Genomic DNA, 14,781 nt, shown 5'->3' with positions numbered 1-14,781 from the left:
GCAGTATGAAAACTTGGATTTGCGCTTTGGGGGCCTCATTGGGCTTGGCATTCCCGCTTGCCGCGCAAGAAAACAATGCGCCACTTTGGTCAGTCAATTGTAGCAATCTGCTCAACGGGTCCGAGTTGATCTGCGAAATGACTCAGAGCATTGTTCTGACGGAAAACAATCAAAGGCTTACCTCAATCGCATTTGTGAAACCCGCAGGGAAAGAGGAAGCCGAGACCGTGCTAACCCTGCCCTTTGGTTTGCTGTTTTCCGAAGGGCTGGTCGCCAAAGTAGATGGCACGGAAGTTGCGCGCCTTGAATTCCTGACCTGCGAAGCGCAAGGCTGCTTTGCCCGTTCCCCTGTCTCGCCGGAATGGATGTCAGCGATGCGGGCTGGCGATCAGTTGACGATCGAAGGCAAAAACCGGGTCGGGGACCCGATCTCTTTCGGTTTCGATCTGGCGGGGTTCAGCAAAATCTCTGATCTATTGCCCTGAGAGCATCCGGCGTTTTTCAGCCATTGCTTCACGGCGATTACGCTCGATTCCCAATCTGAAGGACGCTTCTACAAAGTCGATGTGATCGGTTGCGGCCTTAACCGCACGCTCCTCGTCTCCGTCGATCACGGCTTTGCCCAGTTCCAGATGCTGGGCTAAAAGCTGCTCGCCGGTGCCGTCAATCGTCTTTAGGAAATCGCGGTTGTAGAAAACACCCTTGCGCGTGAGTTCATAGATCGACGCCATCATGTGGATCAGCGTCGCGTTCTGACTGGCATCCACGATTGCCGTGTGCAGTGCGAAATCGGCCACCTGGGCGGCTTTGGAGTCATTTGCCTCCCATGCGCGCTCGTTCTCGGACAAGATTTCCGCAATTCTTTCTTTATCGGCCTTGGTTGCCCGTCTTGCCGCAAGACGGGCGGCAAAGCCCTCCTGCTCGCGCCGATACTCGAGATAGTCGAAAAAGGCGGGCTCATGCCGTTCGTAAAGTGCCAGTAGCGCAGGCATCATCGCTTGCCCGGTCAGGGCAGCAACAAAAGTGCCCTCGCCATGTTGAGTGGTGACAAGGCCGCGTTCTTCCAGAACCGCCAGAGCCTCGCGCAGCTTTGGTCGAGAGACCCGCAGCATTTCTGCAAGATCACGCTCCGAAGGCAGTTTGCGGCCCTGTTTCAGGATGCCCGACGCGATCAGATCCTCAATCTGTGCCACCACGGCTTCGGCCAGCGATTCGTGTCCAACCGGTTCAAAAATCGCCGTAGGGCTCATGGCGCTGCGCCTCCGCTAGGTGTCAGATCAAGAGTTATTGGTAAATAAATATAACCATGTTGGTCAAAAATTCAAGCAAACGTATTCAGCAGTGATGTTGGGCTTAATTCAATGAAAACGCATAAATAAAATGCAAACCTAGTTTTCTAAGGGCTTCTGGATGCCTTAGCTTGATCCACTTTTGAGGGCCTGTTGCTCGAGAACTGCAAGTCCAGTGGTAAACAAATTTGTTGACTGGTTATTACTGGTAAAGTTAGTTTACCACCGGAAGGGCGCTGGAAGAGCCTGCGCCACTGATTGGGGTAGTTGCCCTGACCAACCTGGAGGAGATTTCATGAAGAAGACCCTGACGAGCCTCGCCGTAGCCGCCAGCCTGCTGGCCGCACCCGCTGTCGCCGCTGACAAGCTGCTGCTGAAAACCCCGATCGCATTCTCGACAGAACTGCCAGGCCTTGGCTCGCCGATCCCACGCGTGGCCGAACAGCTGGACCTGATGTCGGGTGGCACGCTGAAGATGAAAGTCTATGAGCCGGGCAAACTGGTTCCGCCGTTTGAAATTCTGGATGCCGTTTCCACCGGCAAGATCAACTCGGGCTACACCACTGCCGGTTACTGGGCGGGTAAAATCCCGGCCGCGCCGCTGTTCTCGGCCGTTCCGTTCGGCCCCGAGGCAGGCGAATACATGGCGTGGATGTATTACGGCAACGGCCTGAAATTGTACCAAGAGATGTACGATCAGGCGGGCTATAACGTGCACGTGCTGCCCTGCGCCATCATCGCCCCCGAAACCTCGGGCTGGTTCGCAACCGAGATCAACTCGCCCGAAGACCTAAACGGCCTGAAGATGCGTTTCTTTGGCTTGGGCGGCAAAGTGATGCAGAAACTGGGCGTTGCGACCTCGCTGCTGCCGGGTGGTGAGATTTTCCCTGCACTGGAAAAAGGCGCCATCGACGCGACCGAGTTCTCGATGCCTGCCATCGACGCGCGTCTGGGCTTCCACAAGCTGGTGAAATTCAACTACTTCCCCGGCTGGCACCAGCAAGCGACCGTGTTCGAACTGCTGATCAACAAGGACGTCTGGAACGAAGCCACCGATCAGCACAAAGCGATCATCGAAAACGCCTGTAAGGCCTCGATGGCGGACAGCTTTGCCGAAGGCGAAGCCATTCAGCACGCCGCTCTGATCGACAACGTTGAAAATAACGGTGTCACCATCAAGCAGTGGTCGCCCGAGATGCTGGATACGTTCCGCGCAACCTGGGACGAGGTTGCCGCTGAAGAAGCCGCAAACGACGCATTCTTTGCACAGGTTCTGACCGACATGAACGAGTTCCGTGACGGTTATGACCTCTGGAAAACGAACGCTTTTCTCCCTCGTCAGTAACCTCCCTAACTGACGACGCCGGGGCGGCTGCAACCGCTGCTCCGGCTCCTTTTCTTAAAACTCGGAATTTCTAACCAATCACTGCCTGCACGCCGGGCTGCTGAGCGAGGAATGACCATGGCCAGCCAAAAAAACTTCAACGATCCGGTCGAAGCCTATGAAGGCATCCTGGAGCATCCCGAGACAGACCGTCAGAAGATCGCTGTCGCCATCGACTCTGGCGTAAAGGCCATCGGCCATGTGGTCATGTGGGCGAACGTGCTGCTGATGGGCGCGATTTTCACCCAGGTCTCGCTGCGCTACCTGTTCAGCCAGAACTACCCCAAACTGGATGAGATCCAGTGGCATTTCTACGGCATCGTCACGATGATCGGTATTTCCTATGCCTTGATCACGGACAGCCACGTGCGTGTGGACGTGCTGCATATGCAGCTTTCGCGTCGCGCGCAGCGGGTCATCGAGGTGATCGGCATCCTGACCCTGCTGACCCCGTTCATCTATCTGATGATCGATCAGGGATATGACTATTTCTACGAAAGCTTCCGCGTCAACGAACGGTCGGACAGCCCCACCGGTCTGCCTGCTCGCTGGGCGTTCAAGGCGGTCATTCCGATCAGTTTCGTGTTGCTGGCACTGGCCGCTCTGGCGCGACTGATCCATGACGGGCACGCGCTGATGTATGGACCGGCGTCCGAGCGCGAAGGCGCGCCGCTGCGTCGTATCCTGCTGGTGCTGGCCGTATTCGCCGCCGTCTGTGTCGGGCTGACCTTCCTTGTTGAAACGACCGAGGAAAAGCTGGTCATCGCGATGTTCCTGACGTTCATCGCGCTTCTGTTCACCGGTTACCCGGTGGCCTGGGTACTGGCCGGTGTTGGCGTGGCCTATTGCGGTCTCGCATATCTGTTCGACAACGATCTGATGCTGTGGACGGGGCTTGAGAGCACCTTCACTGGACTCGACTACCTGACCCTCGGCGCGGTGGTGAACCGGGTCTATGCGACCATGTCCAACGCAGTGCTGGTCGCCTTGCCGATGTTCATCTTCATGGGCCTGATGCTGGACGAATCCGGCGTGGCCGAGCGTCTGATGTCCTCGATGCAGCGCTTGTTCGGTACTGTGCGCGGTGGTCTGGCGATCACTGTAACCCTGATCGGGATCATTCTGGCGGCTTCGACCGGTATCATCGGTGCATCTGTTGTTCTGCTGGGCGTGCTGTCGCTGCCCTCGATGATGCAGCAGAAGTATCAGCCGACGCTGGCGGCAGGTGTGGTTTCGGCGTCTGGTACGCTGGGCATCCTGATCCCGCCGTCGATCATGCTGGTGATCATGGCCGACCAGATGGCACTGTCTGTCGGTGATCTGTTCATGGCTGCGGTCTTCCCCGGTGTGATCATCGGAGGCCTGTATCTGACGTACATCTTCATCCTTGCACTGGTGAAGCGCGACGCGGCCCCGGTGCCGGAAGGTGCGAAAGCCCCCGACTGGGCCGCTGTCAAGGACGTGCTTATCGCCGTCATCCCGACCCTGATGCTGATCCTTGCGGTTCTGGGTTCAATCTTCGCGGGTCTGACCACGCCGACCGAAGCCTCGGGCATCGGTGCACTGGGTGCGACGCTGCTGGCGCTAGGCTATCGCAAGCTAACCTTTGCTAAGTTGTGGAACGTATTGGTCTCGACCTTCAACACCACCGCTTACATCTTCGCGATCTTCCTGGGTGCGACCGTGTTCTCGTACGTTCTGCGCGAACTGGGCGGGGATGAGCTGATCGAACATGTGGTTCAATCCACCGGCTTTGGCGCTAATGGTACGATCCTCTTCATCCTGTTCATCGTCTTCCTGCTGGGCTTTGTGCTGGACTGGATCGAGATCACGCTGATCGTTCTGCCGCTGATGCGCCCGATCGTGAACGGCCTTGGCATCGACATCCCGGGCTTCGGCGTTCTGGATGAACCCGCACTGGTGTGGTTCGTGATCCTGGTCGCGGTGACGCTGCAAACCAGCTTCCTGACACCGCCGGTTGGCTTCGCCTTGTTCTACCTGAAAGGCGTCTGCCCGCCCGAGATCAAGCTGACGCATATCTACAAGGGCATCATCCCCTTCGTGCTGCTGCAGCTGACCGGTCTGGCGCTAGTCTTCCTGTGGCCGACCCTTGCCACCTGGCTTCCTTCGGTCGCGTACTGAGGAGCTTTCGTGATGCGTTTGAACCAATGTCACAACTTCCACGACTTCCGGCGGCTGGCCAAACAGCGGCTGCCGGGGCCGATCTTCAACTACATCGACGGTGGAGCCGATGATGAGGTGACGTATCGGGAAAACACCAACGCGTTCGACCGCTGCGATCTGCTGCCCTCGGTCCTGCGCGGGGTGAAGGATGTGGACATGTCCGTCACCGTGATGGGGCAAAAGCTGGATATGCCGATCTATTGCTCGCCCACCGCCTTGCAGCGCCTGTTCCACCATCAGGGAGAACGCGCTGTTGCGGCGGCGGCCGAGAAATACGGCACCATGTTCGGCGTGTCCTCGCTGGGCACCGTGTCGCTGGAAGAGCTGCGGAAGAAACACAAGAACCCGCAGGTTTATCAGTTCTATTTCCACAAGGACCGTGGTCTGAACTCGGCCATGATGCAGCGCGCCAAAGAGGCGGGCGTCGAGGTGATGATGCTGACCGTCGACAGCATCACCGGCGGCAACCGCGAGCGAGATCTGCGCACCGGCTTCTCGATCCCGTTCCGCCTGACGCTGGGCGGCATGATCCAGTTCGCAATCAAGCCGATGTGGGGCATCAACTATGTCACACACGAGAAATTCCGCCTGCCGCAACTGGATGAGCATGTGGATATGGGTGGTGGTGCAAGCTCGATTGGTGGTTACTTCACCGAAATGCTTGACCCGTCGATGAACTGGGATGACGTGGCGCAGATGGTGCGCGACTGGGATGGTCAGTTCTGCCTCAAAGGCATCATGACTGTCGAGGATGCCAAACGCGCGGCCGAAATCGGCTGCACCGGCATCATCCTGTCGAACCACGGGGGTCGTCAGCTGGACGGTTCGCGCACGCCTTTCGACCAACTGTCCGAGATCGTGGACGCGGTCGGCGACAAGCTGGACGTGATGATGGACAGCGGCATCCAGCGCGGCACCCATGTACTGAAAGCCCTGTCGCTGGGCGCCAAGGCGGTGGGTGTCGGTCGGCACTATCTGTATCCACTGGCCGCCGCAGGGCAGGCGGGTGTCGAACGTGCTCTGGGCTTGATGAGGGCAGAGATCGAGCGCGACATGAAACTGATGGGTGTCACCAGCGTTGACCAACTGAGCCGCGAGAATATCCGCTTCCGCACTACTTGAACCGCTATGAGGGCTACCATGACCAATGATGAACTGATCACACATTTCCGTTCCATCGTTGGGTCGCGCCACGTCCTGACCGGCGAACGCGCGACAGAGCGGTTTCGTCGCGGGTTTCGCTCGGGCGAGGGCGAGGCGTTATGTGTCCTCCAGCCCGGTTCCCTGCTGGAACAGTGGAAAGTGCTGCAGGCCTGTGTGGCCGCCGACAAGATCGTCATCATGCAGGCGGCCAATACCGGTCTGACCGAAGGCTCGACGCCATCGGGCAGCTATGACCGCGACGTGGTGCTGATCAATACGCGGCGGATGGACACTCTGGTGCCGCTGAACAATGGCGAGCAGATCGTCAGCTTTCCTGGTGCCACGCTGTTTGCGTTGGAAAAACTGTTGGCCCCTCTGGGACGCGAGCCGCATTCGGTGATCGGGTCTTCGTGCATCGGCGCCTCGATTGTAGGCGGCGTGTGCAACAACTCGGGCGGATCGCTGGTTGAGCGCGGACCGGTCTTTACCGAACTGTCGGTTTACGCGCAGATCACCGAGGCAGGTGAACTGGAGCTGGTCAACCATCTGGGCATCGATCTGGGCAACACGCCCGAAGAGATTCTGACCAGTCTGGATGCCGGGAAGTTCGACCGTAATCCGGGAGCAACGAACAAGCGCGCCTCGGCCAGCGATTATGCGCAGATCGTGCGGGACGTGGATGCCGAAACGCCTGCGCGGTTCAATGCGGACAAGGCCAAGCTGTTCGAATCCGCCGGGTCGGCGGGCAAGATGGCTGTGTTCGCCGTGCGTCTGGATACTTTTCCAAAGAACGCAGCCGAAAAGGTTTTCTATATTGGCAGCAACAGCCCGGATGATCTGGCCGCCTTGCGCCGTCATATCCTGTCCGAGTTCAACTCCCTGCCGGTTTCGGCCGAATACATGCAGCGCGAGGTGTTCGACATCACGGCGCGCTATGGCAAAGACACGGTTGTTATGATCGACAAGCTGGGCACCGACCGGCTGCCGATGTTCTTTGCCATGAAAGGTGCAGTCGATGCGCGGCTTCGGCGCATTCCGTTCCTGCGCAACTTCACCGACCGTTTCATGCAGGCGGCGGTTTCGATCTGGCCGCGGGTTTTGCCGAAACGGATGGTGGACTTCCGTGACCGCTATGAACATCACCTGATTCTCAAAATGAAGGATGACGGCATCGCCGAGGCCAGTGATTGGCTGCCCGAATTCCTGAAGGGCCTCGATGCGGATTTCTTCGAGTGCACCGCGCGCGAGGCCAAGATTGCAGGCCTGCACCGCTTTGCGGCTGCGGGCGCCGCCGTGCGTTACATGGCGATCCACGCGAGTGAGGTCGAAGACATCATCGCCCTGGACGTCGCGCTGCGCCGCAACGATCAAGACTGGCTTGAAAAACTGCCGCCAGAGATTGAGAGCCAACTAGTTCACAAGCTGTATTACGGCCACTTTATGTGCCATGTGATGCATCAGGACTATGTGGTCAAGAAAGGCGCTGATCCAAAAAAGCTGAAAGCCGCGATGCTGGAATTGTTCGATCAGCGCGGCGCCGAATATCCGGCTGAACACAATGTTGGGCACCTTTACAAGGCCAAGCCCGATCTGGCGGCGCATTACAAATGTTGCGACCCGACCAATTCGTTCAACCCCGGCATTGGCAAGATGTCCAAGGCGCGCAATTACGGCGAGGACAGCGCCTCCTAACCGGTATTGCGCCGAATGGCCGATTGCCGTTCGACCAGTCGCGCCTCAAGCCGTTCCGGGCCAGGTTTTTTCTGTTCCGCGATCCAGTCTGCGAGTGCGACTGCAGAACGTTCGCCCATTTGGGTCACGGGTAGATGCACGGTTGTGATCGGGGGCACTGCAACGGCGGAGCTGGGCAGGTCGTCGATACCGACCAGAGACACATCACCGGGCACGGAAACACCCTCGGCCTGAAGCCCAAACAGGACACCGAGCGCAACCACGTCCGACAGACATAGGATGGCGTCTGGCTTTTGGGGCAGCGCGCAAATCTGTCTGGCAGCGTCCGCCCCGCCTTGGTGACTGAAATCTGTCTCGAATGTCGTCAGCTCTGAGGCCATGGGCAGGGCGCGCAGGCCTGACAGACGCGCGCGGGTCCGGTCGTTGTCATGGGTCGGGCCATGCACAACCGAAATGCGCTGATGACCCAGATCGATCAGATGCTGCAAGGCAAGTTGCGCCGCGCCCGCGTTGTCGTATCCGATGGTCGGCAGCGGGTTTTCCGTGTCGTAGAAAGACGTGATGATCGTCGGCAGCATTGTCCGCTCGATCAGATCATGAAGCGCGGCGCTGTGTGCGGCACCCGTGATAATCAGACCTTCGGCCCCGATATCCACCAGGCTTTTCGCTTTTTCGGCCTCGATTTCCAGGTCCGAGTCGGTTGTGGCCACAACAAGTGACAGGTCGTGCTGAGACAGCGTGCGTTCGAGGGCGGCGAGGAATCGGGCAAAAATTGCGTTGTCCAGAGTGGGTACCAACGCTCCGACAAAGCGGGTCCGTCCGGAATTGATTGCCCGCGCGGCGGCGCTGGGAACGAATTTCAGCCGTGCAATTGCGGTCTGAACCTTTTCCAGCGTGTCCTTCTTGACCACGCCGGGCTCATTCAGGACCCGGGATACCGTGGCGACGGATACGCCGGCGGCTTTGGCTACATCTCTGAGATTTGCGCGTTTTTTGGGCTCGGGGGCTTTTTGCGTCACCAGATTTTGTGTCCGTTTTTGGGATCTCTCAAGAAAGAGTTGACATATGTAACTAGTTTCAGCAACCTCTGTAACTAGTTACATTAGCGAGAATCTGACACCACCATGCTGGGATCTTCGGTCTTACATGCATTTACGAATACCGGGTTTGACAGCCCCCGCCGCCGGTTTCCGGGGTTTCCTCAGGCCTCGGGTGCGCGGGCCCATAAGGTGGCCTCTCGTGAGGCGGTTAGGTTGGCGATGTTGCCGGGGGATTTGCTGTCGCTGGAGGGCGTGGAGCAGCCTTTGGACCTCGTGGTGTTCGCCGAGGACGGGCAGGTCAAGCCAAAAGCTCTGGGGTTGGCGGCAAACACACAGATCGACTGCGCCGAATTTGACAGCGCTCGATTCCTCGGCTGGTTCGAGGCGCAGGGCGGGGCGCTGCCGGTTTCCGGTCATCGGTTAAGTCAGACCACTGAGCCGCTAATCCTGCGTGCGGACCAAAAGGTAACCGTCTGGGCAATTCGGCCTGTATCGGTTGCGGGATTGATCAAGGGCGGAAATACCGGCTGCATCACCATCCGGCATAAACCTGCAACGACGGACAGTCCGCATCTTCCTCCTTTGCTTGGTGACACGCGGGAGGAATTCACCGTGCCGCGGGGCAGCGCCATCGCCTATGAGCTGAAGGCGGGGGAATTCGTTCAGATCATTGATGTCGAAGGACAGCAATGTTCCGACTTCATGGCGCTGCGGTCCGACGGTTTGGATCAAGACCAAGAGTGGATGATCGACTCGACCGCGACCCGGTCGATGGTGCGCCGCGCCTATCCCGGCCCCGGATTGCTGGACAAGTTCTTCGACCGTGAGATGCGGCCTCTGCTGAACGTTGTGCAGGATACTTGCGGGCGGCATGACACATTTGGTCTGGCGTGCACCGCACGCGGATACGAGGATCGGGGCTTTCCCGGCCATCTGAATTGCTCAGACAACATGTCGAACGCGCTGGACCCCTATGGGGTGACACGGCGGGCGGCATGGCCTGCGATTAACTTCTTCTGGAACACGTGGATCGATCCGACAACCCATCACATCCTGACCGAGGAATCCCACTCGCGCCCCGGAGACTATGTCGCAATGCGTGCGCTTGAGGATCTGGTCTGCGTCTCGACCGCCTGTCCCGATGACATCGATCCGATCAATGGCTGGAACCCGACGGATGTGCATGTGCGCATCTATCGCCCTGAAACACCGATCCGCCGCGCGGTGGCCTATCGCGAAAAGGAAGACGCCCCCATGTCGATCAGTCAGGAGTCTGCGTTTCATGACCGTTTGGCCCCGCTGACCCAGCATTTCGCCCCTGCGCGCGATCTGTGGGCACCGGTCAGCTATCCTGCCCATGGCACGTTGGGCGAATACTGGGCCTGTCGTCAGGCGGTGACCGTGCAGGACATGAGCGGTCTGCGTAAATTCGATATCGTCGGTCCGGATGCCGAGGCTCTGATGCAGCTGGCCACCACGCGCAACGTAGCGAAACTGCCGGTATGGCGCGGATCTTATTCGCTAATGTGTGACGAGAGCGGTTCGGTCATCGACGATGGCACCTTGTTCCGGCTCGCGCCCGAGATATTCCGCTGGTGCTGCGGGTCCGAAGAAAGCGGGCGTGCTTTGCAGACACTGGCTGAGGAGCGCGGTCTGCAGGTGCGTGTCCATACGTTGCAGGGGGCGATGCCGAACCTTGCAATTCAGGGGCCGAAATCGCGCGACCTGTTGCTTAAAATCGCCTTTACCCAGCCGCATGTACCTGCCTTGGACCATTTGAAATGGTTTGGCGTCACTATCGCGCGGTTGAACGACCGCGAGGGCACGCCGTTCATGTTGTCGCGCTCCGGCTATACCGGCGAGCTGGGGTATGAGGTTTTTTGCTCCAAATCCGATGCTGTCGCGATCTGGGATGCGGTGATGGCGGCGGGTGAAGAGTTCGGGATCACCCCGATGGGCTCGGCGGCGCTGGACATCATCCGGATCGAAGCCGGGCTGGCTGCAGCTAACGCGGAATTCGCGCCGGGTGTGGATGCCTTTGAGGCCGGGCTTGGCTTTGCCGTCGATCTGACGAAATCTGATTTCACCGGCAAAGCTGCGCTGGAGCGCAACGCACGCGAACCGCGCCGGGTGCTCAAAGGGCTGCTGATCGGTTGTGACGATGTCCCTGCCCATGATGCCCCGGTCTTTGCGGGCGAACGGCAGGTGGGTGTGGTCACTTCGGCCACCCGATCGCCCATGCTGGAACACGCAATCGCCATGGCGCGGCTGTCGGTCGAACACGCGGAGAACCGCACCCGGCTTGAGATTGGCCAACTCGACGGGCGGATGAAGCGGCTGGGGGCCACCGTCACAGACATTCCATTCATAGACCCGCAACGCAAGCGGGCGCGCGCCTGACGCGCTTGAACTTCAACCCAACGGGAGATTGAAAATGAAGAAGCTTACACTTACTGCAACTCTGGCGTTGGCTCTGGGCGCGACGGGGGCGATGGCCCAGGATAAAGTCATGGTCGGTGAGCCCAGCTGGCCCGGCGCTAAGATCATGAGCCGGGTGATTGGTCAGGTAATCGAAACCCGCTTGGGCGGCGAGGTCGGCTATGCCCCCGGTGCCAATGCGGTGATCTTTGCCGCCATGGATGGCGGGCGTGGGGATATTGATGTGCATCCAGATGTCTGGCTGCCGAACCAATCCTCCTTCACCGACGAGTATGTCGATCAAAAGGGCACCGTTGCTTTGTCCTCTGGCAGCTATGAGGGTCGCGCCGGGATCTGTGTGCCGAACTACATGGTCGAGGATCACAACATCAAGTCCATCTACGATTTGGCCACGCCCATGGCGCAGGAGTTGTTCGATTCCGATGGCGATGGCATGGGCGAGGTCTGGGTTGGGGCCTCGGGCTGGGCCTCGACCAACACGTTCAAGGTGCGCGTGCGCGACTATGGGATCGAGACCTTCCTGACGCCGACCACCGAAGATGAAACCGTGTTCTATTCGCGGCTGAAGGATCAGATCGACCAGCAAAAAGGCGCGGCCTTCTACTGCTATGCGCCGCATTACGTCCATGCGTTATATGACGTGACCATTCTGGAAGAGCCCGAGCATGACGCGGCCACCTACAAGATGGTGCAGCCCGATCAGGATGCCGATTGGTACAACAAATCGCATGTCAGTACCGGCGAGCCAGTTAAAACCGTCACCGTGGCGCACTCCAAGTCGCTGGAACAGCGCAACCCGGCGGCGGCCTCTTTCCTTGCCAATATCAACATGGACGCGGGGCAGTTGAGCGGCCTGACCTATGAGGTCGTGGTCAAGGGGCGCGACACAGATGAGGTCGTGGCCGAATGGATCGCCGCCAACGGAGAGACCGTGGATGGTTGGCTTGGTCTGACCACCAACTGACACCAGCGCGCCCTCGGGGCCGGGGGCGCAGCCAGACACACTCAACAGCGGCGGGGCCAGTATGACAGCGGATATCGCAATTGACGCAAAAGGCGTGTGGAAAGTATTCGGCGCGCGCTCGCAGGAGGCTTTGAACGCCATACACAGTGAGGGGTTGAGCAAGGCCGAAGTGCTGGACCGGTTCAACTGCGTTGTCGGTGTGGCCGATGCCAGTTTCGAGATTGAACGGGGTGAGCTGTTCTGCGTCATGGGCCTGTCGGGCTCGGGCAAATCAACCCTCGTACGTCATGTGAATCGCCTGTTGGAGCCGACGGACGGCCATATCTATCTGGACGGCGATGATGTGATGGGCCTGAATGACGAGGGCCTGCGTGACCTGCGTAACCGCCGCGTCGCCATGGTGTTTCAGAATTTCGGTCTGATGCCCCACCGCACTGTCCGCGACAATGTTGCGATGCCGCTGGAAATACGCGGAACCGGCAAAGCCCGACGTTGGGAAGAGGCTGATCGGGTTCTGGAACTGGTGGAACTGAACGGCTGGGAAGATAAGTACGCACATGAGCTGTCGGGCGGGATGCAACAGCGCGTGGGCCTTGCCCGCGCCATCGCCGCTGACCCTGAAATCCTGCTGATGGACGAGCCGTTCTCGGCCCTTGATCCGCTGATCCGCAAACAGTTGCAGGATCAGTTCATGGACCTGAGTCACAAGCTGAACAAGACCACGATGTTCATTACTCATGACTTGGATGAGGCAATCCGTATCGGCCATCGGATTGCGATCATGAAGGACGGGCGCATCGTGCAGATCGGTACTCCGGAAGAGATCATTCTGAATCCCGCCGATGATTATGTCGCTGATTTTGTTGCCGGTATTTCCAAACTTAACATGATCTTCGCCCATGCGGTGATGAAGCCGGTGGATGAATTCGAGGCGCATCACGGCGAAGTCCCCGATGACGCAAAAGAGGCGCACCCGGATATGGATCTGTCCGATCTGATGAACCTCTGCGTGGACGGTCACGGCGTCGTTGCGGTCACACAGGATGGCAAGACAGTGGGCGTGATCAACAGGGCCGGTCTGATCCGCGCTATTCAGGACAGTCAGGCGTGAAGAGGGCGAACATGAAACATGTAGACGTAAACCAGATAAAACCCGAAACCGCAGATCGGCTGGATGGTTTGATCGGAGAATTCGTGGGGCAGGGTCAGGCCTACTACCAAAAGACCTTTGCCTACATGATGCAAGCGCCGGGCTATCGCTTTACTTTGAACAAGGCTGCCGCCGTATTGGGGCCAATCTGGTTTGGCGCGCGCGGACTGTGGTCGTGGTTTCTGGGGTTCCTGGTGCTTGAAACACTGGCTTATATCCAGATAGGGCTGGGCCTGTTCGGCGATCTTGGGCGCGAGTTCCGCGAACGCGCCGAGCAGATCGAACAGACGCTGGAGTTGCGTCGGCAGCAGATCGCGGCGGCGGAACAGTCTGGTGCGGCGTCACTGGATTCTCTTAAACGTGCAGCAGAGTCGTTGGAAGGCGCACTGGCAGGGGCGCAGGACGCTGCCAAGAGTGCCGATTCAACCGGTTTGACATATCTGGCTATTGGGATCGCTTTGCTGCTTGCAGTCAAGTTTCTGGCCGCTTCGCTTGCCAACTGGACATTGGAAGGACAGTTCGCGCGCTGGCGCTCGAACACGAGCGTTGCAAATGGATGGTCGATGACCCGCCTTGTCGTCGCCTCGGTGCTGACGGGTGTTGTGGTGATCCTTTCAATGATCAAGTTTGCGCAGCCTGATGCGTTGGCGGTACTGAAAACCTTCCCGACCAACCGCGACTGGCGTTTGAACGTGGGTGATGGCGTCCAGGCGGTGTTCGAATGGACCAAAACTGCCGGTCGTGGCTTCTTCGATGGGCTGACTTATGGGATGCGTACGCTGCTGGACTGGATCGAGGTGGTTCTGGTCGATACACCCTGGCCGGTTGTGGCATTGGTGATTATCATGCTGGCTTACCTGTCTGCTGGCGCGCGCGTAGCGATCTTCACCGGCGCGGCGCTGGCCTATCTGGGCCTGCTGGATTTCTGGGAAAAGGCGATGACCACAATCGCCTTGCTGGGGGCTGCGGCGCTGATCTCGATCACGCTGGGTATTCCGCTGGGGATTTACTGCGCCCGCCGTCCGCGAGCCTTTGCAATAGTGCGGCCCATTCTGGACTTTATGCAGTCGATGCCGTCCTTCGTCTATCTGATTCCGGTGGTGGCCTTCATCGGATCAGGTAAACCGGCGGGCGTGGTTGCGACGATGATATTCGGCAGCCCTCCGGTCATCCGGTTCACCGTTTTGGGCCTGCAACAGGTGCCGGAAACCGTACGCGAGGCTGCGTTGGCCTTTGGCGCCACGCCCCGATACCTGTTGTGGCGCGTGGATTTGCCGCTAGCGCATAAAACCATCATGGCGGGGGTGAACCAGACCATTCTGATGTCGCTGGCGATGGTCGTAGTCGCTTCGCTGATCGGGGCCAAGGGGCTGGGCGAAGACGTGCTGGAAGCGTTGCAATACGCGGCGGCAGGGCAGGGCATTCTGGCTGGTTTGGCGATCCTGTTCTGTGCGCTGATCCTGGATCGGATCGTTGCTGGCAAGAAATAGGGCTTT

11 protein-coding genes are annotated in these 14,781 nt (G+C 58.9%); 9 read left to right on the top strand and 2 right to left on the bottom strand.

Annotation, left to right across the window (positions count from 1 at the left end; translation table 11 throughout):
• Positions 1–5 precede the first annotated feature (5 nt).
• Entirely contained in the window at positions 6–485 is a 480-nt protein-coding gene (locus GOW98_RS07775) for an invasion associated locus B family protein (protein WP_170330666.1), read from the top strand.
• Here the strand turns inward: GOW98_RS07775 and GOW98_RS07770 are convergent.
• Positions 474–1,250 carry a FadR/GntR family transcriptional regulator gene (locus tag GOW98_RS07770; protein WP_170330663.1) on the bottom strand — a complete coding sequence of 259 codons (777 nt, stop codon included), beginning with the start codon at positions 1,248–1,250 and terminating at the stop codon, positions 474–476. The two genes, GOW98_RS07775 and GOW98_RS07770, sit on opposite strands and share 12 nt — an antisense overlap.
• Before the next feature lie 334 nt (positions 1,251–1,584).
• Between GOW98_RS07770 and GOW98_RS07765 the strand changes: the two genes are divergently transcribed.
• From GOW98_RS07765 to dld, 4 genes are all read left to right on the top strand, one after another.
• On the top strand, positions 1,585–2,634 hold the full coding sequence (locus tag GOW98_RS07765) for a TRAP transporter substrate-binding protein (RefSeq protein WP_170330661.1): 1,050 nt from the start codon (positions 1,585–1,587) through the stop codon (positions 2,632–2,634).
• A gap of 117 nt (positions 2,635–2,751) precedes the next feature.
• A complete protein-coding gene (locus GOW98_RS07760) occupies positions 2,752–4,815 on the top strand; it encodes a TRAP transporter large permease subunit (protein ID WP_170330660.1) in 2,064 nt (687 codons plus the stop codon).
• A 12-nt stretch (positions 4,816–4,827) separates the two neighbouring features.
• Positions 4,828–5,979, top strand: coding sequence for an alpha-hydroxy acid oxidase (locus tag GOW98_RS07755; protein WP_170330658.1), 1,152 nt, complete (start codon positions 4,828–4,830; stop codon positions 5,977–5,979).
• Between the two features lie 18 nt (positions 5,980–5,997).
• Positions 5,998–7,692: a D-lactate dehydrogenase gene (gene dld / locus GOW98_RS07750; protein ID WP_170330656.1), complete on the top strand. Its 1,695-nt coding sequence runs from the start codon at positions 5,998–6,000 to the stop codon at positions 7,690–7,692.
• Here the strand turns inward: dld and GOW98_RS07745 are convergent.
• Positions 7,689–8,711 (bottom strand): LacI family DNA-binding transcriptional regulator, encoded by a 1,023-nt coding sequence (locus GOW98_RS07745; protein ID WP_170330653.1) that lies wholly within the window; start codon positions 8,709–8,711, stop codon positions 7,689–7,691. The genes dld and GOW98_RS07745 overlap by 4 nt on opposite strands.
• A 105-nt stretch (positions 8,712–8,816) precedes the next feature.
• Between GOW98_RS07745 and GOW98_RS07740 the strand changes: the two genes are divergently transcribed.
• From GOW98_RS07740 to GOW98_RS07725, 4 genes are all read left to right on the top strand, one after another.
• Complete coding sequence (locus GOW98_RS07740; RefSeq protein ID WP_170330651.1) at positions 8,817–11,132, top strand: DUF1989 domain-containing protein; 2,316 nt, start codon at positions 8,817–8,819, stop codon at positions 11,130–11,132.
• Positions 11,133–11,166: 34 nt separating this feature from the next.
• On the top strand, positions 11,167–12,135 hold the full coding sequence (locus GOW98_RS07735; RefSeq protein ID WP_170330649.1) for an ABC transporter substrate-binding protein: 969 nt from the start codon (positions 11,167–11,169) through the stop codon (positions 12,133–12,135).
• 61 nt (positions 12,136–12,196) lie between these two features.
• A complete protein-coding gene (locus GOW98_RS07730) occupies positions 12,197–13,246 on the top strand; it encodes a quaternary amine ABC transporter ATP-binding protein (protein ID WP_170330647.1) in 1,050 nt (349 codons plus the stop codon).
• 11 nt (positions 13,247–13,257) lie between these two features.
• The gene (locus tag GOW98_RS07725) at positions 13,258–14,775 is read left to right on the top strand and encodes an ABC transporter permease (protein WP_170330645.1); all 1,518 of its coding nucleotides are present in this window, start codon (positions 13,258–13,260) and stop codon (positions 14,773–14,775) included.
• The last annotated feature ends 6 nt before the right edge of the window (positions 14,776–14,781 follow it).

Origin of the sequence: Ruegeria arenilitoris (assembly GCF_013032445.1) — a bacterium.
GTDB lineage: Bacteria > Pseudomonadota > Alphaproteobacteria > Rhodobacterales > Rhodobacteraceae > Ruegeria > Ruegeria arenilitoris_F.
Note: the sequence above shows the minus strand (reverse complement) of the source record. Positions and strands in the feature narration are given on the sequence as shown.

What these genes read in the sequence shown, in the direction of transcription:
- dld (WP_170330656.1), top strand. Translation starts at nt 5,998, where the DNA reads ATGACCAATGATGAACTGATCACACATTTCCGTTCCATCGTTGGGTCG.
- GOW98_RS07760 (WP_170330660.1), top strand. Translation starts at nt 2,752, where the DNA reads ATGGCCAGCCAAAAAAACTTCAACGATCCGGTCGAAGCCTATGAAGGC.
- GOW98_RS07770 (WP_170330663.1), bottom strand. Translation starts at nt 1,250, where the DNA reads ATGAGCCCTACGGCGATTTTTGAACCGGTTGGACACGAATCGCTGGCC.
- GOW98_RS07730 (WP_170330647.1), top strand. Translation starts at nt 12,197, where the DNA reads ATGACAGCGGATATCGCAATTGACGCAAAAGGCGTGTGGAAAGTATTC.
- GOW98_RS07725 (WP_170330645.1), top strand. Translation starts at nt 13,258, where the DNA reads ATGAAACATGTAGACGTAAACCAGATAAAACCCGAAACCGCAGATCGG.
- GOW98_RS07775 (WP_170330666.1), top strand. Translation starts at nt 6, where the DNA reads ATGAAAACTTGGATTTGCGCTTTGGGGGCCTCATTGGGCTTGGCATTC.
- GOW98_RS07765 (WP_170330661.1), top strand. Translation starts at nt 1,585, where the DNA reads ATGAAGAAGACCCTGACGAGCCTCGCCGTAGCCGCCAGCCTGCTGGCC.
- GOW98_RS07740 (WP_170330651.1), top strand. Translation starts at nt 8,817, where the DNA reads ATGCTGGGATCTTCGGTCTTACATGCATTTACGAATACCGGGTTTGAC.
- GOW98_RS07735 (WP_170330649.1), top strand. Translation starts at nt 11,167, where the DNA reads ATGAAGAAGCTTACACTTACTGCAACTCTGGCGTTGGCTCTGGGCGCG.
- GOW98_RS07755 (WP_170330658.1), top strand. Translation starts at nt 4,828, where the DNA reads ATGCGTTTGAACCAATGTCACAACTTCCACGACTTCCGGCGGCTGGCC.